This window comes from Streptomyces prunicolor (assembly GCF_045162825.1).
In the GTDB taxonomy this organism is placed as follows: Bacteria; Actinomycetota; Actinomycetes; order Streptomycetales; family Streptomycetaceae; genus Streptomyces; species Streptomyces prunicolor.
In genome coordinates, this window is sequence record NZ_CP108676.1 from 2,252,393 (window position 1) to 2,274,348 (window position 21,956).

Sequence of the window (21,956 nt, forward strand, 5' to 3'; positions counted from 1 at the left end):
CTGGTCGGTGGCGGGGTCGGGAGCTGGGGCACCGGGCTCAGGAGGTGCGGCGGCGGCGGCGGAGCACCACGAGCCCACCCGCGGCGATCGCCACCGACGCGGCGGCGATGCCGCCGACGGCCCAGGGCGTGGCGGCGCTCTGCCGTGCGGACTTGGCCGCCGTGCCGCCGACGGCAGCGATCAGCGGGTTGGTACGGGCGGCCGGTGCCGGGGCCCGCAGGGCCTTCAGCGGGTTGACGACGCCGTATCCGAGGTGGTCGTCGCGGCCGTGGGCGCCTCCCGCGCCGGTCGGCCGGTCGGCGGTGGTGATGAGCCGGGCGATGATCTGCCCGGCGCTCTCCGCAGGAAAAGCGGCGCGTAGCAGTGCGGCGGTGGCGGAGACATAAGGAGCGGAATAGCTTGTTCCGTCCTTGGTGAGATAGCCGCCGCTGTTGTTCGTCGAATAGATGCCGACTGCCGGAGCGGCCAGGGATATGTACGAGCCCGATTCACTGGTCGGCCAGAATGCGCTCTCCCTGGTTGTTCCGGAAACGGCGACGACCCCGGGAAACGCGGCCGGATAACTGACCTGATTCCCCGCCCGCCCGTCGTTGCCCGCTGCCGCCACCACGACGATGTCGTGCGCGACCGCGTAGCGGACGGCGTCGCGGAGTTGCGGGTCGGCCACGTCGGTGGTCATCGAGATATTGATGACCTTGGCTCCGTGCCGAGCCGCGTAGACGATGCCCTCGGCGAGCGCGAGCGGATCCGCGGCGCCGTCGGTACTGATCCGGACAGGCAGGATCGACGATGCGGGGGCCAGCCCTGCCATGCCGTGCCCGGTGCCGCCGGTTGCCGCGATGACCCCGGCGACCGACGTGCCGTGCGAGTCGTCGGAGACATCGATCTGGCCGTTGGCCGCCTGGCGGGTGATGTCCGTACCCGGCAGCACCCGCCCGGCGAGGTCGGGGTGACTGGCACCGACCCCACTGTCGACCACCGCCACGGTGACACCGGCTCCCCGGCTGAGCCCCCAGACCTTCACCGCGTCGAAGTGCTGTGCGTCCAGCGGCCATTCGGCACTGAGCGGCGTCACATCCGCCACCGGCAGGGCGGACGCGCCGGTCGCGGACAGCGCCGACAACACGAGCAGCGGCGGCAGCACGCCGTAGAGCAACGCCCGTAGGGTGCCGGTCCGTTGTGGTCCCATCCCCGCCGACCGTCCCCTGTCCGCTATGCAGCCCCGACCCCCGCCGGGGGAGTCAGCTTCTCCCGTGAACGGGTCGTCACATCCCTCGGAATAGCAAAGAAATGCTCGCGGAATGATCAATGCCGGGTCGGTGTTGAGGAAATATGGACGATATGGCACGAGATGAATGACTGTCCGGTTTCGGTTCCGTACTGATAGAAGGTCCCCCAACCGGGCCTGGCACCCAAGGGGCTTGTGGTTCTTCTGGGGGGTAGAACAGCGGTGGGTCATTTCTGGATATCCGCTCGACGTGTGCCGGGTTCGTTACGGGCGACGGCGTTTTTGGCGGTTACCGCGTTGATCGTCACCTATGGCGGGCAGTCGGCGGTGGCGCTGCCGGTTTCGGCGGCGGCGCCTGTCACGCCGGCGCAGCAGGGTGGTTCGGCGGCGGGCAAGAAGCACGCGGTCTCCGCGTCGGCCACGGCGAGCAAGGCGAAGTCGAAGGTCGGCGCCTTGGCGACCGGTCCGGTCAAGGGTGCCGTGCCGGCCTACAAGCCCCATGCCGAGCAGGGTGATCCGGCCGGCTCGGGCAGCCGGGTGCACAAAGCACCCAAGCCGGTTGCCGACGTACCGGCACCGGCGCACAAGAAGCCGCAGGGTTTCCGTGCGTCCACCAGCGTCGAGCAGCCCAAGCTGGACACCGCGACCACTACCGTGTTCAAGAACGCCGACGGTACGTACACCGCCCAGATCCACACCCATGCCATCAACGAGCGTCGTTCCGACGGTAGTTGGGCCCGCATCGCGCCTTCCACGACCGGCTCCGCTCCCGCGACCGGCTCAGCGGCGCCGAGCGCTGCCGCGTCGCCCGGTGCCTCCGACGCGTCGTACCGGACGCTGACGTCCGCCGCCAACCCGACCGGCCAGGGCGCCAGTTCGGCCACGACCTACGTCGAGTCCGGGGTGACGCAGAACTTCAACGGCAACGGGCAGTTGTACGTGGGCCAGTACCTCAGCCACACCTACAACTCCTACCTGCAGTTCAGCGGTTTCAAGACGCAGTTCGCGAACGACTACATCGTCAACTCCACGCTCTGGCTCGACACCGAGTTCTCGGGCAAGGACACCAGCGGCACCTGTTCGGTCCAGCCGGTGAACGTCGCCGCCGTAAGCGCCACTTGGGATCCGACGAAGATCAATACGTATCCGGGTCCGGCGGCCGGTGCGCAGATCGGCAGTGCCTCTTTCGCCGCCGGGACCGACTGCGCCAACGGCCGCCAGTGGGAGGGCATCGGCCTGAACACCGCGACGGCGATGAACTGGGCGCACGGCTGGGCGGCCAACTACGGGCTGCAGCTCACCGCCCCCAACACCGCTGCCGGGGCGAAGGAGTTCTACGCGGACGACGCCTACCTCTCGGTGGAGTACACGCCGAACGGCGCCGGGGCCTCGTACTCCGAGGTCAGCTACGCCTCGCCGTGGAACAACCAGCCCGGCTGGGGCAAGGTCACCGTGCAGAACCGGGGCACCGCGACCTGGACCCCGGCCAACGGCTACAAGCTCTCCTACCAGCTCTACACCGTCTCCGGCACCACCCGCACGCTGCTCACCACCCCGGCCTCGACCCCCGCCGTGATGCCGTCGACGGTCGCCCCGAATCAGCCGGTCACCGTCACCGCCGCCATCCCCGCGCTCACCGCGGGGGTGACGTATCTGATCTGCTGGGACATGGCGTACAACGGTGTGCTGTTCTCCACCTACGGCGTCCCGCAGACCTGTTACTCGCTGCCGGTGGTCAACAACCCGCCGATCATCGACACCTTCACCCCGGGCAACAACGGTTCCGTCTTCAGCCTCACCCCCACCCTCGGTGTCACCGGGCACGACCCGGACAACTACCCGGGCACCGCGCTCAGTTACTCCTTCGCGGTCTACGCCAACGGTTCGACCACCGCGCTGGCGACCTCGGGTGCGATCGCCACCTCGACCTGGGTGGTGCCGGCGGCCAAGCTCGCCTGGGGCGGCACGTACTACTGGACCGCGCTGGTCAGCGACGGCAACGCGACTTCCCTGTGGTCCGCACCGGACTACTTCAACATCCCTTCCGCGCCACAGCCGTTGGTGACCGCGCACCTGGGCGTCGCCCCGTACGACACGACCGTCAAGGGCGTCGACCCCCAGATGGGCGACTACTCCACCCAGGCGACCGACCTGTCGGTGGGCGCGGTGGCCGACGGCCCGGCGCTGAACATCGAGCGGACCTACAACAGCCTTGACCCGGGCGTCTTCAAGGCGTTCGGTGCGGGCTGGTCGTCGATGCTGGACATGCGGGCGACGCCGGACTCCGACGGTTCCGGCAGCATGGTGATCACGCTCGCCGACGGCCGGCAGGAGCGCTTCGGTGCCAACGGTGACGGCACCTACAGCCCCCCGGCCGGTGACTACGCGGTCCTGACGGTCCCACCGGACGGCTACGGCGTCTCGGGTTTCGCGCTGACCGAGAAGTCCGGCATGCGCTACATCTTCACCGTCGGGGCCACCGACCCGGTCACCGGTCAGCCGTACTGGGGCCTGTCCGAGTTCGGCAACCGCAACGGGCACGGAGTGGACCTCGAATGGAAGACGGTCACCCTCACCCTGCCCGGCGGCGGCACCACCGCCGTCAAGGAACCGGTCCAGGCCGGATACGGCGTCAACCAGGACAACGGGTACAACGACGGCGCCACCAACAGTGCGCCCGACACGAACATCCTTATCGAACTGACCTGGGGCGTACAGCAGTTGACGGCGACGGACGGCGCCGTCAAGAACGTCCCGCATGTCATCTCGGTGACCGACCGCACGGTCGCCGGGGTCACCCACCCCTGGACGTACGCCTACAACGCCGCGAACTACCTCACGGGTGTGTGCCCGCCGGCGACCAGCACCACCACGTCCACGGCCTGCACCGGCTACACGTACACCTCGGGCACCAGTTCCGGATCGCACTTCGCCTCGATGGTCCAGGACTCCAACCCGACCGACTACTGGCGGTTCGGTGACGCCACCGGTTCCACGACCGCCGCCGACAGTGTCGTGGTCAACCAGGGCACCACCAACGCCACGCTGGCCAATGTCACCCTCGGTCAGCCCGGCCCGCTGGCCGGATCGCCCGCCACCGCCGCGTCGTTCAACGGCACCAGTTCCTATGCCGCGCTGCCGGACAACCTGGTGGCGGCCGCCAGCAACCTCGCGGTCGGCATGTGGTTCAACACCACCCAGGCCGGGGGCACGCTGTTCTCGTACCAGAGCGGGAAGCCGGGCACGGCCGTCACCTCCGGTTACGTCCCGTCGATCTACATCGGCAGCGACGGCAAGCTCCGCGCCGAGTTCTGGAACGGGCATGCCGCACCGATGACCTCACCGAACGCGGTCAACGACGGCAAATGGCACTACCTGGTGCTCTCCGGTGCCCGGACCGACCAGACCCTCTTCCTCGACGGTGCGCAGGTCGCCACCCTCACCGGCACCACCATCACCTTCGGCGCCTGGCCGTACACCACGGTCGGCGCGGGTGAACTCACCGGCTCCTGGCCGGCCAGCCCGACCGCCAACGCGCTGGGCTTCTTCAACGGCAAGATCCAGGACGTCTCCTTCCTGCAGCACCCGCTCGGCCTCCCCGCCGTCCAGCAGGAGTACGCCTCCGGGACGCTCGCCGCCGACGAACTCACCGGCACCCAACTGCCTTCCGGCAAGACCGCGTTGGCCGTCACCTACAACGCGCTCACCGACCGCGCGGCGACCGTCACCGACGCCGACGGCGGTACCTACCGGCTCGCCTCCCCGGTCACCACGGGCAGCAGCGCCGCCTACTACGGCGCCGTCCGCGGCACCCGGCCCTCGTACGACTACCCGATGACCGAGCAGGCCGGTCTCACCGCGGTCAACCAGTACGGCATCGACAAGGCGGCCGACAGCGCCACCGACGGCATCTACAACGACGTCATGCTGGGCGAACCCGGCATCTTCGGCCCCGGCGGAGACACCGCCGCAGGCTTCAACGGCACCTCCTCGTACCTCTCGCTGCCCTCCGGCGCCCTGGACGACAGCACCGGGAACGCCACCGTCGCCCTGTGGTTCAACACCAAGCAGGCCGGCGGGGTGCTCTTCTCGTACCAGAACGGCCAGACCGGCTCGGTGCCCACCAGCTACACCCCGGCCCTCTACATCGGCTCGGACGGTCTGCTGCACGGCCAGTTCTGGGACGGCACCACTTCCCCGATGGCGTCCAAGGCCGTTGTCAACGACGGCAATTGGCACCTGGTCGAACTCAGCGCCACCGGCACCACCCAGACCCTGTGGCTCGACGGGCAGAGCCAGGCCACCCGCGCGGGCAAGTCCATCGCGGGCCAGGCGGCCACCTGGGGCGAGACGACGGTGACCGTCGGCGCCGGGTACATCGCAGGATCCTGGCCCAAGCTCCCCACCGCCAACGCCCAGGGTTACTTCAACGGTGAGATCGGTCAGGTCGGGGTCTACAAGACCGACGTCGACCTGACCGGAGTCGAGGCCGCGCTCGGCCTGTACCAGGCCAAGGGCTCCGCCACCACCCTGATGCCGTCGACCACGGTCACCGTCACCGATCCCACCCAGGGCACCGAGAAGTACGCCTTCGACCCGGCCAACGGCAACCGCACCACCTCCGTGACCGACGCGCTCGGCGGCACCACCAGTTACGCCTACGACTCCCTCGGCTTCCAGGACGCGAGCACCGACCCCGACGGGCACACCGTCACCCGCCGGCACGACGTGTACGGCAACGTACTGACCACCACCACCTGCCGTGCGGCCAACTCCTGCCAGACCTCGTACTTCAGCTACCACACCAACGCCGCCGACCCGATGGACCCGCTCAACGGCAAGGTCCTCTACGCCGCCGACGCCCGCTCCGGAGCCACCGGGACCGCCGACCCGGCCTACCGCACGGCCTACACGTACACCCCGTTCGGCGCCATCGCCTCGGTGACCACGCCCCCGACCTCGGACTACCCGAGCGGACGGACCGTCAAGTACAGGTACTACAACAACAACGAGACGTTCACCAACACCCTCGGCGTCGTCACCAACGAGCCCTACGGGATGCTCGCCACGGTCACCGACCCCAGGGGCCAGGTCACCAGGTTCACCTACTGCTACGGACAGGTCTGCAGCGAGACCGACCCCTCCGGCGAGACCACCTACTCCAGCCACGACGTGTTCGGCCGGCTGACCACCAAGGCGGTCAGCTCCGACACCTACCCGGTGACCTTCACCTACTACGGGGCGCCGGTCGGCGGTGTGCAGACCAATTACACCTACGACGCCCTCGACCGGGTCGCAACCGTCACCGACCAGGCCACCACCGACGCCGTCACCAGCACCGTCCACACCCCGAAAACCACCTACAGCTACGACGTCGACGGTGACCTGACCGGCAGTTCGACCGCCGACACCACCGGCCACGACGCCACCCGCAGCACCGGCTACGTCTACGACGACCAAGACCGGGTCATCACCGCCACCGACCCGGCGAACCTGACGACCCACTACACGTACGACACCTCCGGCCGGACCACCACCCGCACCGACCCCGGCGGGACCACCTACAGCTACGGCTACTCGGCGACCGGACAGCTGCTCAACACCACTCTGAACGGCTGGACCGGTGACCCGACCGCGCCCTCCGGCGCGCAGGACCTCGTACTGGAGTCGCGGGCCTACGACCCGGCCGGGCGGCTGGCCTCCGTCACCGACTCCATGGGCCGCACCACCAGTTACAGCTACTTCGACGACGACCGGTTGCAGTCCGAGACCGTCGCCTCCGGCACCGCGTCCGCCGTCACCGACAAGGCGTACGACTACGACGCGGCCGGCAACCGCACCTGGGAATGCGACGTCTGGACCGGCACCTCCTGCACCCGGCAGACCACGTACTCCGTCGACGCCGCGGACCGCACCACCAGCACCGCCGTCGACCCCACAGGCGTCAACCGGGTCACCGCCAACACCTTCGACCCGGACGACAACGTCCTGTCCCAACTCCTCACCGGCGACGGCCAGACCCGCCAGGTCGGCTACTCCTACGACGCCGCGGGCCACACCACCTCGCAGTCCGTACGCACCGACGCCACCGGGCCGACCGGCTACTGGCCGCTGACCGACGGCGCGGTCAACGCCGCCGACTCCTCCGGCAACGGCTTCACCGGCGTCCCGGCCACCGGGGCGACCTGGGCACCGCCCGGCGGCAACTACGCCACGTTCAACGGCACTTCAGGCGCAATTCTCACCAGCGGCACCCCGGTGGTGGACACCACCAAGGCCTTCAGCGTCTCCGCGTGGGCGTACCTCAGCGCCACCAGCACCACCAAGGACTTCACGGTCGTCAGTCAGCAGGGCGCCCAGAACAGTGCCTTCCAGCTGGAGTACAACCACACCACCAAGTCCTGGGCGTTCGTCCGAGCCGCCAACGACACCGCCACGTCGGCCAGTTACACCGCCGCGGCGAGCGCTCCGGCAACGGCCGGGGTATGGACCCACCTGGTGGGCGTCGAGGACGGGCTCGGCGGGATGAGCCTCTACGTCAACGCCGCCGAGGTCAGCGGGATCTGCACAGGCTGCACCGGCCCGGTGTCGGATCCGACCCCGATGGCCAGCACCGTCGGCGTCGCGATCGGCCGGGGCAAGGCGGCCACCGCGTCCGTCAACTACTTCGCCGGCCGGATCCGCGACGTCCAGCTGTACGGACGCCAGCTCACCCAGAACGAGATCAGCGAGCTGTACACTTCGGCCACCACCAGCGGCCAGTCCGCCGTCTCCGTCGGCGCCGCCGGCTGGTGGAAGCTCGACGACGGCGAGAGCCCGACCGCCGCCGACTTCTCCGGCACCGGCAACGTCGGCACTCTCAACGCATCCACCAACTGGTCGTCCGACAACGGCGGTTCGGCCGTCTTCGCCGGAGCCGGGCAGATCGCCACCGCCGGTACCGTCGTCAACACCGCCAAGAGCTTCTCGGTGGCCGCCTGGGCGAAGATCACCAGCACGCCCACCGGCAGCTGGCAGACCGTCATCTCCCAGCAGGGTTCCAAGGCCGCCGGTTTCTCGCTGGACTACAACCCCACCGCCGGCCGCTGGGCCTTCGACCGGGCGACCACCGACGTGGCCGCGCCCACCCTGGCTGGCGCCAACTCCACCGCGGCGCCCACCCTCAACACCTGGACCCACCTGCTCGGCACGTACGACGCGAGCACCGGCAAGATGACGCTCTACGTCAACGGCATCGCCCAGGGCACCGCGACCGACACCACCCCCATCGCCAGCACCGGCGCACTGGCCATCGGCCGCGGCTACACCGCCGGGGCCGCCGCCCAGTACTTCAACGGCTCGATCAGCAAGGCGCAGGTCTACAACCGCGTCCTCACCGCCGCCGAGGCGAGCTCGCTCTACAGCGGCGGCGGCACCGCCGGATCCGCACCGCTCACCACCACCTGGACGTACGACCAGCGCGGCCTGCCCACCACCGAGACGGACCCGCGCGGCAACGCGGCCGGGGCGGCCGCCGCGGCCTACACCACCACCGCCGCCTACGACGAGGCCGGCCGGCTCACCACCACCGCCTCGCCCCCGGTCAGCACCGAGACCGGCGGCGGCGCCGCCCAGCAGACCGTGGCCGTCACCAGCGACGGCTACAACACCTTCGGCGACCAGGTGGAGTCCAACGACCCCGACGGCCGGATCGTCACCACCACCTACGACGCCGACAGCCGGGTACTCGCGGTGTCCCAGCCCTCGTACACCGCGCCCGACGGGTCCGGCAGCGTCACCCCGACCACGTCCTACACCTATGACGCGCTCGGCGAGGTCCTGACCGAGACCGATCCGCTGCACAACCAGGCGTCGTACACCTACGACCAGCTCGGTGACCAGGTGCGGCAGACCCTGCCCGGCGGTCGCGTCACCCATACCGGTTACGACACCGACGGCGAACCGCTCAACACCACCGACCCGACCGGCGCCAGGACCGAGGCCACCTACGACCCGCTCGGCCGGCAGATCACCGCCACCCAGGTGGAACGCACCCCCACCGCCGCGGCCTACACCACCGACTACGGCTACGACGCACTCGGCGACGTCACCTCGATCGAGGACCCGCTGCACAACGTGACCACCACGGGCTACGACGCGCTCGGCGAACCGGTCACCACCAAGGACCCGGTGGGCAATGTCACCGGCTACACCTACGACGCCACCGGCCAAGGCCTCACGACGACCGCCGCCGACGGCACCAGGACCACCCAGGGCTACGACCTCGCCGGGCGGCTCACCTCGACCACCAAACTGGACGCCACCGGCGCGGCGCTCAGCTCCACCGCCTACGGCTACGACGGCGCGGGCAACGAGACCTCGGCCACCGACGCCAGGCAGCACACCAGCACCGCCACCTTCGACGCGCTGAACCGGATGGTGAGCCAGAGCCAGCCCGCCGACGCCACCACCTCGATCGCCACGTCCTTCGGCTACGACGCGGCGGGCGGCCGCACCCGCTACACCGACGCGGACAAGAACGTCACCCTCTACACCTACAACTCCCTCGGCCTGCCGGAGAGCAACATCCTGCCCAGCGTCACCGGGCTCACCTCCGCCGCCGACCGGACCACCACCACCGCCTACGACGCCGACGGCAGAATGCACACCGTCACCCGCCCCGGCGGGGTGGTCGTCACCGAGGGGTACGACGCCAACGGCGAGCTGACCTCGCAGACCGGCACCGGCGCGGAAGCCGCCACCACGACCCGCTCCTTCGGCTACGACGCCGCGGGCCGCCCCAACTCGGTCTCCGCACCCGGGGGTTCGGACACCTTCAGCTACGACGACCGCGGGCTCGTCGTCGCCATGGCCGGACCTTCCGGCACCGCGCAGTACACCTACGACGACAACGGCCAGATCGCCTCACGTACCGACAAGGCCGGTACCGCGGCCTTCGGCTACGACGCCGACCAACGGGTCGACAGCGAGACCGACCCGCTCACCGGCACCACAGCGACCCTGACCTACAACACCGTCGGCCAGGTCAAGACGATCGGCTACGGCACCGGCGGAGCCACCCGCGCCTACGACTACACCGCGCTCCACCAGCTCAAGTCCGATGTCCTGACCTCCCCGTCCGGCAGCACCGAGGCGTCCGCCGCGTACACCTACAACCCCGACGGCCAGGTCGCCACCGTGACCACCACCGGCACCGCGGGATCGGGCACCAGCACCTACGACTACGACTACGCGGGCCGCCTGAAGTCCGCGACCACCGGCTCCGGCACCACCGGTTACGGCTACGACGGCAACGGCAACCGCACCACCGCCGGCTCCGCCACGGCCACCTTCAACGCCCGCAACCAGCTGACCTCCGTCGCCGGCGGCTCCGCCACCACCACCTACGGCTACACCGCGCGCGGCACCACCGCGAGCGTCAACTCCTCGGGCAGTACGACCAGTTACAGCTCCGACGCCTTCGACGACGTCACCGCCTCCAGCACCGGCGCCGCCTACTCCTACGACGGCTTCGGCCGACTCGCCACCGCCTCCTCCGGCGGCCGCAACGCCACCTTCAGCTACGACAACGGGACCAACACCCCGGTCTCCGACGGTTCCCAGAACTTCGGCCGGGACCCCTACGGGGGCCTGCTCTCCACCTCAACCGCCGCCGGCACCGGCGCCGCCTTCGCCCTGTCCGACAGCCACGGCGACATCACCGGCGCCTTCACCGGTACCGGCACTGCCCTGAGCGGCTCCACCGCCTACGACGCCTACGGAAACCGCACCGCCTCCAGCGGCAACCAGACCGACCTCGGCTACCAGGGCGGCTGGACCGACTCCGCCACCGGCCAGGTCAACACCGCGACCCGCTGGTACGACCCCGCCAACGGCGCCTTCACCAGCGCGGACTCCGCCACCAACGCGCCCACCCCGGCGGTCGACGCCAACCCGTACGCCTACGGCAACGACGACCCGCTGGACAACACCGACACCAGCGGCAACGACGCCTGCGCCAGCGACGACATCAAGGCCCAGGAGGAGGCCTACGAGCAGATGCAGGCCTGGCTCAAGAACTACCAGGCGGGCCAGATGGGCCGGATGCTCGAATGGTCGCAGGAGCAGTGGGCGATCGGGGCGGCGAAGGCCGCCGCCCAGCGGGTCAAGAACGCCGCCGATGAACGGGCGCTGCACCAGCAACAGGACGCGTGGGAGAAGCAGTTCAACAAAGACTTCGACGACGCGATGAACCAGGACTATTCGAGCGCCGGCTCGCACACGCCGGTGTCCCACGACACGGGCTCGAAGACCGGCAACAACGTGACTGTCCACCTCGGCGACGGCAAGTTGCACACCGTGGGCAACGGCGGGGCCCTGTTCTCCGGCTCGTCCGGCTCGTCCGGCTCGCACAGCACCGCGTACATGGTCGGCGGAGCGGTCGTCCTGGCGGGCCTCGCGATCGCCGCCGGCTTCTTCTTCGCCCCCGAGGCAGCGGTCGCCGGCGCGGTCTTCGTCCTGGCGGCCTCCGTCAGCGACGACTGCGGCGCCAACGGCATCCCCACCCGCCCCAAGAACCAGAACCTCGGCGGCACCAACTCCACCCCGATCCTCGGCACCACCCCCGCCGAGGACGCCGCGGCGGCAGCGGGCCACGACGCCACCAGCTCGACGGCGGCGGACGACGACGGCGTGACAACCACGCAGACCGCCGCCGGTGGCGCCGGTGCCGGCAGTGGCGATCCGGGTTCGACCGCCCAGTGCAGCCCGGAACCGGACGACGGGGGCGACTGGGTCGATCCGGATACCATCAACTTCTCGCAGCGGACGGTGAACCCGAACGACTACGTAGAAATGATGCAGAACGGAAGCTGGGACTGGAACCGGCCCGACGCGGCCCTGCGGGTGATCGAGCGGGGTGGGCAGTTGGTCAGCTACGACAACCGGCGCCTGGACGCGGCTCGGGATGTCCGTGCGCAGAACCCCGACTACCGGGTCAAGGTGGAACGTGTCGATCCATCAGCGGCGAACCCCGAGAAGACAAGCGGCAAGACGTGGGACTGGAGTTTCGAGGACCGTATGAAGAAGCCGTACAACAGGGACGAGAACGGCTGTCGTGTGCCATGGCAGGGGCTGAACGAGCAGCCCGAACACGTAACGAACCCGACGCGCAAGCGATGAACGGGATCACGGAGTTGTGGCGAGCGGGAGAGGCACCCGCCTGGGACGGCCTGTTCCGCGCGGACGGCTCCGCTCGCGCGGTGGAGGTGGACAGCGCCGCCCTGTCATGGTTCGAACTCGGCGCCCCGCTGGACTTCGAGACGTGGCTGGCCGAAAACCCCGAGACCCTGACCTCGATCGACATCCACCCTCAGGGCCTCGCCGAAATCCCGGACGGATCCGGCTATGTCTGCTGCGGCGACGGTTCGCACGGCTCGGAGGGGTTCTTCGCCCGACTCGACCGGGACAAAAATCCCGTGTGGGTGGTCTCGCTGGGCGACTCCAACCCCTTCGTCCGTGCCAAGGTCGACGGGTCCATGGCCACCTTCACCAACAACCTGGGCAACTCGATCACCGTGGATCTCGCCGATCCGGATTTCGCGTGAATGAATCCGGCTCCGCCGGAATGTGATGGGCGCTAGCCCCGCTCGGGATCGAAGGCGTCCAGCACCTTCGCCAACGCCATGTCGAACACCGCGTCCAGATCGATCGGCCCCGGATCCTCCGTGAACGCCGCAGCCATCCGCGGATACGCCCCACCCGCGATCTGACTCCCCAAGTACGCGATCCGCACCGCGTTCTCCTGCTCCTCCGACCACGGCAACGACCGCGACCGCTCAGCAGTCGCCAACTCATTGGTCACGTACATCGTCACGACCCCGTTGAGCAGCCCGACAAGCTGCATCTTCGTGCCGTAAGTCGCCTCGACCGGATCAAGACAGGCAAGACAGCGCTCCAGATACCGCAGGGCATTCGGACTGAACCCGTACACCGGTGACATCAACCGCGGCAGCCAGGGATGCCGATGCATCAACGTCCGCGTCTGATGCGCGACCCGGATCATGTCCGCCCGCCAGTCCCCCGACGGCGCCCACTCCTCGTGCTCGCCGCTGACCGCGTCGACCATCAGCTCGTACAGGTCCTCCTTGCGGGGGACGTAGTTGTACAGCGACATCGTCCCGCACCCCAACTCGGCCGCGACATGTCGCATCGACACCGCGTCCAGCCCCCCACCGTCGGCGATCCGCACGGCCGCCGCCGCGATGTCCGCACGGCGGAACGCCGGCTTCGGCCCCCGCCCCGCACGCTCGGGGCGCGCCCAGATCACTTCGGGTACGGCCGCTCGGTCCGCCATTGATCATCACCTCGCTCACCATCGTAGTTACGTACACCGTACGTAGTGCGCTATGGTCAACCCATGACTACTACGTACGCTGTACTTAGTGAAGGTCTGGAGAAGCGCTTCGGTGCTGTGCACGCCGTGCGCGGGCTGGACCTGGCGGTGGCGCAGGGCACGGTCTGCGGAGTCCTCGGGCCCAACGGCGCGGGCAAGACCACGGCCGTACGCCTGCTCACCACGCTGCTGCGGCCGGACGCGGGCTCCGCTCGGATCGCCGGGCACGATCTGGTCCGGGAGGCTTCGGCCGTACGGCGTCGGATCGGCGTCACCGGGCAGTACGCGTCGGTCGACGGCGACCTCACCGGTCGGCAGAACCTGCGCCTGTTCGCGCGGCTGCACCGAGTGCGGGGCCCGGCGGACCGGGCCGCTGAGCTGCTGGACCGCTTCGGCCTGACCGAGTCCGCCGACCGTCCCGCGTCCACCTACTCGGGCGGGATGCGTCGCCGCCTCGACCTGGCGACGAGTCTCATACGACGCCCCGACGTGCTGTTCCTCGACGAACCGACGACCGGGCTCGACCCGGCCAGCCGGAACCGGATCTGGGACGCCGTACGGGACCTGAAGAGGGAGGGTACGACCGTGCTGCTGACCACGCAGTACCTGGAGGAGGCCGACCAACTCGCCGACGACATCGCCCTGGTGGACCGGGGGCGGGTCGCGCACAGCGGTTCACCTGCTCAACTCAAGGCGCTCATCGGGACGTACGCCGAAGTCGTCGTCGCGCACACGGACGCTCTTGCGAAGGCGGCCGGTGTCCTCGACCAACTCACCGGCGCCGAGCCCTCGTTCGACCACGAGCGCAACGCCGTCGGCGCGGTCACCGGCGATCCGACGCTCACCCTCCCCCGGCTGGTTCGCGAACTCGACGCGGCGGGCGTGCCGTTGCTCGACGCGAGCATGCGACCGCCGACCCTGGACGACGTGTTCCTCCGCCTGACCGACAGCAAGGAGCCCGTGGGATGAGCGCCTTGGCGTACGACGGCAGCGCGATGCTCGGCCGGCAGTTGCGCCGGGTGCGGAACAACCCGGCGCTGGTGATCCTCACCCAGACCATGCCGATCACGATGCTGCTGTTCTTCGGGTACGTGTTCGGCAGCGCGCTCGCGATGCCGGGTGACGCGTACCGCTCCTACCTCGTCCCCGGGTTGCTGGTCGCGACCGCCGCCAACGGGATCATGACGGGCATGTTCCAGGCCGCCCAGGACTCGCACCGGGGCGTGACGGACCGCCTTCGTACCCTGCCGATGAGCAGGGCGGCCGTGCCTCTCGGGCAGGCGAGCGCCGACCTGGTCGTCACGGCGGCCGGTACCGTGCCGTTCCTGCTGGTCGGTCTCGCGGTGGGCTGGCGGATCGAGGGGTCGGCGCTCCAAGCCGCCGCTGCCGTGGGCCTGTTGCTGCTGTTCCGGTTCGCCTGCGCCTGGGTCGGCATCCTGCTCGGGCTGGCCTCCCGCAGCGAGGAGGCGGCCGGTCAGCTCGGCAGCGCGACCTTCATGCTGCCGCTGCTGTCCAACGCGTACATCCCGACGGACCGGCTGCCGGGCTGGCTGCGCACCCTGGCCGAGTGGAACCCGATCAGCGCGCTGACGACGGCCCTGCGGTACCTGTTCGGCAACTCCCCCGTCCCCGAGGGCGCCGCCTGGCCGGTGGCCCATCCGATCGCCGGGTCGCTGGCGTGGTGTGCCGCGCTGATCGCGGTGTTCGCACCGCTCGCCGTACGCCGGTACGCGCACGGCGAGCGGTGAACTACTACTGCTGAGGCGGCAGTTCGGGCCCCAATGACGAGAACTTCTCCTGGGACACGACTCGTTGGGGCGGCCAGGTGATGTTGTCCGGCGGCCAGCTCTGGCCGGTCCGCTCCAGGAACCACTCCGGCGGTTCGTACATGGGCGGTTCGTAGCCGTCGGGCAGGGCCGTCCGCCATACGACGCCCTCCGTGCGTTCCCTGAACTCGTCCTTGATCGCCCTGAGTTGTTCCGGCTGGGTGAGCAGGTCGATCGCCGTCGCCGTGAGATAGCGGGCGGCGGCGATGACGACTGCCCGGCCGGGGGCCGCCGCCGCACAGGACGTGAGGGCCCAGGTGTGCAGCTTGGTGCCGATGGGGGCGAGGGCGGCGCCCATGGAGACGGTCGGTACGTTCCAGCTGATGTCGGCGACGTCCGTCGAGCCGCCGCCGAGGAACACCGGGTTGGGCGGGGCGAGTTCGGCGATCTCGGTGTGCATGCCCTGCTGGGGCAGCCCGAGCGATTCCTGCAGTTCCCGCGCCAACTGCTGCGCCTCGTCGGTGAATTCGGGCGGGCCGAGTTGCCGCATGTTGTCGTACATCAGCTCCGCGAAGGCCCTGGAGGGAAGTTGGTTCCAGCAGGCGGCGGTGATGCGGTGCCGCACCGAGGTCTGCGAGGCCTTCGCCGCGGCCTCGGAGACGGCGATCACCTTGTCGAGGAGGACCTGGACCCGGGCGGGGCTGCCCTCACGGACGTAGTAACTGATCTCCGCGATCTCGGGCGTGACGTTCGGAATGTCACCGCCGTTGTTGATCACCCAGTGGAGGCGTCCGCTGGGCGCCACGTTCTCCTCGCGCAGGAACTCGGAGAGGGTCGCCATCATCACGGCCGCGTCCAACGCGCTCTTGTTGCCCAGGGGATGGCCGCCGTGCCCGGCCACGCCCAGGAAGGTGAAGGTCACCGCCGTCATCGCGGTGCTGGTGCGCCAGCCGGTGGCGTTGGAGGTCGAGGGGTGCCAGTCGAGGAAGGCGTCGAGGCCGTCGTAGACGCCCTGGCTGACCGCGTAGGTCTTGCCGATCAGGTTCTCCTCGGCGGTGGAGCCGAAGAACCTGACGGTGACGGGGAGTTGGTGTCGCTGCGCGGCCTGCGCCACGGCCGCCGCGGCCGCTGCCGCCGCCGTACCGAGGACGCAGTGGCCGCAGCCGTGGCCCGGACCGTAGCCCGGTGCGAAGGGGTCGTGGACGTACTCGCGCGGGTCGTGGTGGCCGACGCCGCTGTGCTGGGAGAGGCCGGGCAGCGCGTCGTACTCGCCGCTGAAGCCGAGGACCGGGCCGCCGGTGCCGTGGGAGTAGGTGGCGGTGAAGGCGGTGGGGAAGCCGGCCGTGCCGAACTCGACCTGGAATCCGGCCTGTTCGAGGAAGGCGGCCTGGGCCAGGGAGGACTTCCATTCGCGCAGGCTGAGTTCGGCGTTGTCCCAGATCTCGGAGTTGAGGCCGGTGATGCGGTCCGTGTGCTCCCTGATCCAGTCCAGCGCGGTCGCCTTGGCGGGGCTGTCCCGGGCGAGGCCCGTGGGTGGGACGTAGGTGGGCGCGGTGGTGTGGGCGGAGGCCGCCATCACCGGGTCGGTGGCGGTCGTCGTCTCGTGGTCGTGCTGATCGTGCGGGTCACACACGGGCACCTCCGGCGGCGCGGACGGATACACCGGCCGATCGGTGCACCGGCCACAGGAATCATCCTTCCCGCATGACAAAGCTGTCACCCCGGGACATGATCCCCGCATGAACGCCCTCCCGCCGCCCCTAGAGGGCATCACCGTCGTCGCCGTCGAGCAGGCCGTCGCCGCGCCCTTCGCGACCCGTCAGCTCGCCGATCTCGGCGCCCGGGTGATCAAGGTCGAGCGGATCGACGGGGGTGACTTCGCACGCGGCTACGACACGGCGGCCGGCGGTCTCGCCTCGCACTTCGTGTGGTGCAACCGCGGCAAAGAGTCCATCGCCCTGGATCTGAAGGATCCGCGCGGGCTGGACGTCGTACGCCAACTCGTCGCGGGCGCGGACGTGTTCGTGCAGAACCTCGCGCACGGGGCCGCCGCCCGGCTCGGGCTCGACGCGGCGACGCTGTGTGCGGCACAGCCGCGGCTGGTCGCCGTGGACATCTCCGGGTACGGCCCGAGCGGCCCGTACGCCGACAAGCGGGCCTACGACATGCTCGTGCAGTGCGAGGCGGGGCTGGTGTCGGTGACCGGGACGCCGGAGCAGCCCGTGAAGGCGGGGATTCCTGCCGCCGATATCGCGGCGGCCATGTACGCCTTCTCAGGTGTGCTCGCGGCGCTCGTGCGCCGAGGTGTGAGCGGGCGTGGTGGGCCGGTGGAGGTGTCGATGCTGGACGCGCTCGCGGAGTGGATGGGGCATCCGTTGCATCACGCGATGCACGGCGGAACTCCCCCGGCGCGCACGGGTCTTGCGCACGCCGTCATCGCTCCCTACGACGCCTATGCCACGGCGGACGGCGGACGGGTGCTGCTGTCGGTGCAGAACGACCGGGAGTGGCGGCGGCTGGCCGAACAGGTCATCCAGCGACCGGAGTTGGGGAGTGATCCCGACTTCGCCACGAACGCGGCGCGGGTCGTGAACCGGGAGCGCACCGACGCCCTCGTCGGTGCGGCGCTGGGTGGGCTCGGCGCCGACGAGGCCGTGGGGATGCTGGAGCGCGCCGGTGTGGCCTGCGCGCGGCTCAGGGACGTACAACAGCTGGCGGAGCACCCGCAGTTGGCGGCCCGGGAGCGGTGGCGGGAGGTGGGTTCGCCGGTCGGGCCGCTGCGGGCGCTGCTGCCGCCCATCACCTTGCCGGGCGGAGGCGAGGCGCGGATGGGCGATGTGCCCGCGCTCGGGGAGCACACCGAGGCGCTGCTGCGTGCCGTGGGGATGGCGGACGTAGAGATCGCAGCACTGCGCCGGGACGGTGTGGTGGCCTGAGCGCGGGCCCCCGGCAACTCCCCGGGGACACCGAGGAGTTGCTCAGCGACCGCCGAACAGTGAACGGCGCAGCCTGCGCAGTGGCGCGAAAAGCTTGACGCGGCTCACTCGGGTACCTGTGGCGCTGCGTTCCTGCGTGGTGTCACGCGAGGTGAGCTCACGCATCAACGAGGTCGCCTCTGCCGTCTCGCGCTGCGGGACGACAGGGCCGCCCAGCACCGAGAGATGGCGGTCGAGGCGCGAACTCGTCGCGCTGCTCCCGCACGTGATCGCAGGGACCCTTGCCCTGCTGCGCACTATCTGTTCCATGTCACTCCCCACCCGTACGAGTCCACCCGGCCCGGGCAGGGTAACCCTATCGCCCCAACCGAGCACTCGTGTATCGAGGTCTCAGGATTCACCTTCCCCATAAGGGTGTTGACGACCCCTCCTTGATTACTCTCCGAATCCAACCGATTTCAGGGCGAGTTGGACAACTGGCTGAGTTGTGGGCTGTGCTGAGCCTCCGTCGGGCTCCACGGTCACTGCGAGTGATGTTGCAGTTTTGTCGAGTCCGGTGGTGACCAAGGGCGTGTCGTCCTTGAAGAGCCCGAGGGAGCGCGGTTGCACATCGGGGCGCATCAGCCACAGTTGACGCACGCGCCCGCTCGGCGGTGCGCCGTATCCGCTCAGGGTGACGACCGCGCGCCCCTCCGACGCGGACGCGATCACGCCGATGCTCCGGCCCGCGCTGTCCGCGCCGGTGGTCGCGCGGGCGTCGGGAGCTGCGAGAACGTGGGCGATCTCACGTGACTGCGCCTGCTCGGCGTTCAGTTTGTCCTGGGTCTGGTTGGCCTGCACGGCGAACAGCGAGGCCACCACGAGAGCGGCGGCGGCCGTGGCGGTGGCGAACGGCGCGAAGAACGGGCGCCGTTGGGGTGCGCGGGCGCGCGAGGCCTGCGGCTGTGTGCCCCACACATGTGCCGGCAGCCGGGGTGTGTACTCCCGCGCCTGTGGTTCGCGCACATGTTCCCGCAGCGGCCCCGGCTCCTGCGGGGTCTGCCGTACGGCGGCCAGCACCCGGTCGCGCATGGCGAGCGGCGGCTGGGCCACCGTGGACCAGGCGAGGCGGACCGCGTCCTCGGTCATGGCCCGCACCTCCTCGGCGCAGCGGTCGCAGCCCCTGAGGTGCTTCTCGAACTGGCGGCGCTCGTCGGGTTCGAGGGCGTCCAGGGCGTAGGGGGCGGCGAGCGAGTGGACGTCCCCCCGGCCGAACAGTCGGGCCAGGATGCTCATGCGACACCTCCCAGGCAGTCGCGCAGCCGGGTGAGTCCGTCACGCATGCGGGTCTTGACCGTGCCCAGCGGCAGCGAGAGCCGCTCGGCCACTTCACGGTACGTATAGCCGTCGTAATAGGCGAGGGTGACGGACTGCCGTTGCAGGGCGGTGAGCCGGTCCAGGCAGCGGCGCACCAACTGCCGTTCCAGGCCTGCCTCGACCTCCTCGGTCACCTGGTCGAAGGCGGGGTGGTGGGAGCGGCGGGCCTCGCGCTGCTCGCGTTCGCCGGCCGCGCGGGCGCTGCGCACCCGGTCGACGGCCCGGCGGTGGGCGAGGGTGAGGACCCAGGACAGGGCGCTGCCCCGGCCGGGGTCGAAGCGGGCGGCGGACCGCCACATCTCCAACAGCACCTCCTGGGACACCTCCTCGGACTGCGCCGGGTCGCGCACCACCCTGCGCACCAGCCCGAACACCGGCCCGGACACCAGTCCGTACAGCTCCTCGAAGGCCCGTTGATCACCTGCCGCCACCTGCACCAGGAGCTCGTCGGCCTCCACCCGTCCCCCACTCTTCGACCGCACGCGGCCCATCCCCTCATCACATCCCGTCACACGAGGCGTTCGTAGCGAACACCTCTACGGATGGGTTACGGATCAGCTTGCCCAAAACGCGGGTCAAGGGACGGATTGGAAGGCGCCAAAAAAACTTTTCAGGTTTGACCAATCCGCCCCGGCACCTGCTCCGAATCCTCCTGCGTCAGGCAAGTTGGCACTGAGGACGGACGGCATGACACCTATCTCCAGGAGCGGTGCGGGGCGCAGGAACATCGCGGCCCTCATATGCGGCGCGCTGGCCGCTGGCGGGCTCGCGGCCGCCGGTGTGGCCGCGCTGGAACCGGGAGTGGCCTCGGCCTCCTCCCACCGGGAGGCCCCCCTCATCTCGGGGACTCCGCAGTACGACAACACGGACCTGTACGCGTTCGTCAGCCCGGACAAGCCGGACACCACGACGATCGTGGCGAACTGGATCCCGTTCGAGGAGCCCGCCGGCGGCCCGAACTTCTACCAGTTCGCGGACGACGCCCAGTACGACCTGCACATCGACAACAACGGTGACGCGCTGGACGACTTCGTCTTCCGCTACACCTTCAACACGCAGATCAAGAACAAGAAGACGTTCCTGTACAACACGGGTCCGGTGACCAGCCTCACCGACCCGGACCTCAACATCACGCAGTCGTACGACATCGAGCTCATCAAGCTCAAGAAGGGCAAGAAGGTCTCCGAGACGAAGGTCGCCGACGACATCCCGGCGGCGCCCTCGGACGTCGGCGACGCGTCGATGCCGGACTACGCCAAGCTGCGCTCGCAGGCGATCTACAAGACGTCGAACGGCGGCGCGACCTTCGCGGGCCAGGCCGACGACCCGTTCTTCGCGGACCTGCGCGTCTTCGACCTGCTGTACGGCGGCAACCTGAGCGAGGTCGGCAACGACACCCTCAAGGGCTACAACGTCAACACGATCGCCCTCCAGGTGCCGAACGACCTGATCCGGCAGTCCAAGTCCCGGCCGACCGTGGGTATTTACTCCACGACCCAGCGCAAGAACGCCAAGGGCTACTACACGCAGGTCTCGCGCCTGGGCAACCCGCTGGTCAACGAGGTCGTCAACCCGCAGAAGGACAAGGACAAGTTCAACGCGTCCGAGCCCAAGGACGACGCGCAGTTCCTGAAAAACGTGACCGAGCCGGAGATCCCGAAGCTCATCGAGTCGATCTACAAGATCAAGGCGCCGGCCGAGCCGCGCAACGACCTCGTCAGCGTGTTCCTCACGGGCGTCAAGGACCTCAACACGGAGCAGCCGTACGCGACTCCGTCGGAGATGCTGCGCCTCAACACGTCGATCAAGCCGACCGCGCACCCCAAGCGCCTCGGTGTCCTGGACGGCGACAACGCGGGCTTCCCGAACGGGCGTCGGCTCACCGACGACGTGATCGACGAGGCGCTCCAGGTCATGGAGGGTGAACTGGTCGGTTCCAAGAACGACTTGGGCGACGCGGTCGACAAGAACGACAAGGGCTTCGAGAAGTACTTCCCGTACGTCGCCGAGCCGACCTCGGGTTCGCGCGGTCCGCTCGCCAAGGGCACGACCAGCGGCAGCGACGTCAAGAACCAGCTGGGCGACGCGTTGCAGCCGGCGGGTTCGTCCTCCGGCACGGACAACATGATGCTGATCGTCGCGTCGGCGGCCTCCGGTGTCGCCGGTGTCCTGCTGATCGGCGCGGGCGTCGCGTGGTGGCGCCGCCGGATGACCCACCGCCCGTACTAAACCCCCCGACTGGCGCGGCCCGCACTTCACCTTCCCCCACGGTGCGGGCCGCGCCACCCCGTGTCGCG

At 69.6% G+C, this 21,956-nt stretch carries 12 protein-coding genes; 6 read left to right on the forward strand and 6 right to left on the reverse strand.

Annotation, left to right across the window (positions count from 1 at the left end):
• Positions 1–37 precede the first annotated feature (37 nt).
• Positions 38–1,189 (reverse strand): S8 family serine peptidase, encoded by a 1,152-nt coding sequence (locus OG588_RS10115; RefSeq protein ID WP_405946988.1) that lies wholly within the window; start codon positions 1,187–1,189, stop codon positions 38–40.
• Positions 1,190–1,525: 336 nt separating this feature from the next.
• On the opposite strand from OG588_RS10115, the gene OG588_RS10120 reads away from it, so the two are divergent.
• The gene (locus tag OG588_RS10120; protein ID WP_405946989.1) at positions 1,526–12,388 is read left to right on the forward strand and encodes a LamG-like jellyroll fold domain-containing protein; all 10,863 of its coding nucleotides are present in this window, start codon (positions 1,526–1,528) and stop codon (positions 12,386–12,388) included.
• Complete coding sequence (locus tag OG588_RS10125) at positions 12,385–12,813, forward strand: hypothetical protein (RefSeq protein WP_405946990.1); 429 nt, start codon at positions 12,385–12,387, stop codon at positions 12,811–12,813. Before OG588_RS10120 ends, OG588_RS10125 begins: the two co-directional genes overlap by 4 nt.
• A gap of 32 nt (positions 12,814–12,845) precedes the next feature.
• Here the strand turns inward: OG588_RS10125 and OG588_RS10130 are convergent, their stop codons facing one another.
• Positions 12,846–13,562, reverse strand: coding sequence for a TetR/AcrR family transcriptional regulator (locus tag OG588_RS10130; protein WP_405946991.1), 717 nt, complete (start codon positions 13,560–13,562; stop codon positions 12,846–12,848).
• 63 nt (positions 13,563–13,625) lie between these two features.
• Between OG588_RS10130 and OG588_RS10135 the strand changes: the two genes are divergently transcribed.
• Both OG588_RS10135 and OG588_RS10140 read left to right on the forward strand, forming a co-directional pair.
• On the forward strand, positions 13,626–14,570 hold the full coding sequence (locus tag OG588_RS10135) for an ATP-binding cassette domain-containing protein (RefSeq protein ID WP_405946992.1): 945 nt from the start codon (positions 13,626–13,628) through the stop codon (positions 14,568–14,570).
• A complete protein-coding gene (locus OG588_RS10140; protein WP_405946993.1) occupies positions 14,567–15,349 on the forward strand; it encodes an ABC transporter permease in 783 nt (260 codons plus the stop codon). The genes OG588_RS10135 and OG588_RS10140 overlap by 4 nt, the downstream gene beginning before the upstream one ends.
• Before the next feature lie 4 nt (positions 15,350–15,353).
• Here OG588_RS10140 and OG588_RS10145 read toward each other — a convergent pair whose 3' ends face one another.
• On the reverse strand, positions 15,354–17,000 hold the full coding sequence (locus OG588_RS10145; RefSeq protein ID WP_405946994.1) for an amidohydrolase: 1,647 nt from the start codon (positions 16,998–17,000) through the stop codon (positions 15,354–15,356).
• Between the two features lie 106 nt (positions 17,001–17,106).
• On the opposite strand from OG588_RS10145, the gene OG588_RS10150 reads away from it, so the two are divergent.
• The gene (locus tag OG588_RS10150) at positions 17,107–18,303 is read left to right on the forward strand and encodes a CaiB/BaiF CoA transferase family protein (protein WP_405946995.1); all 1,197 of its coding nucleotides are present in this window, start codon (positions 17,107–17,109) and stop codon (positions 18,301–18,303) included.
• A 42-nt stretch (positions 18,304–18,345) separates the two neighbouring features.
• Here OG588_RS10150 and OG588_RS10155 read toward each other — a convergent pair whose 3' ends face one another.
• The 3 genes from OG588_RS10155 to OG588_RS10165 form a co-directional block, all read right to left on the reverse strand.
• Positions 18,346–18,612, reverse strand: coding sequence for a hypothetical protein (locus OG588_RS10155; RefSeq protein WP_033286328.1), 267 nt, complete (start codon positions 18,610–18,612; stop codon positions 18,346–18,348).
• 126 nt (positions 18,613–18,738) lie between these two features.
• Entirely contained in the window at positions 18,739–19,578 is an 840-nt protein-coding gene (locus tag OG588_RS10160; RefSeq protein ID WP_405946996.1) for an anti-sigma factor domain-containing protein, read from the reverse strand.
• Positions 19,575–20,117 (reverse strand): sigma-70 family RNA polymerase sigma factor, encoded by a 543-nt coding sequence (locus OG588_RS10165; protein WP_019059221.1) that lies wholly within the window; start codon positions 20,115–20,117, stop codon positions 19,575–19,577. Before OG588_RS10165 ends, OG588_RS10160 begins: the two co-directional genes overlap by 4 nt.
• Positions 20,118–20,346: 229 nt before the next feature.
• Here OG588_RS10165 and OG588_RS10170 point away from each other — a divergent pair, with 229 nt between their 5' ends.
• On the forward strand, positions 20,347–21,888 hold the full coding sequence (locus tag OG588_RS10170; RefSeq protein WP_405946997.1) for a DUF4331 domain-containing protein: 1,542 nt from the start codon (positions 20,347–20,349) through the stop codon (positions 21,886–21,888).
• The last annotated feature ends 68 nt before the right edge of the window (positions 21,889–21,956 follow it).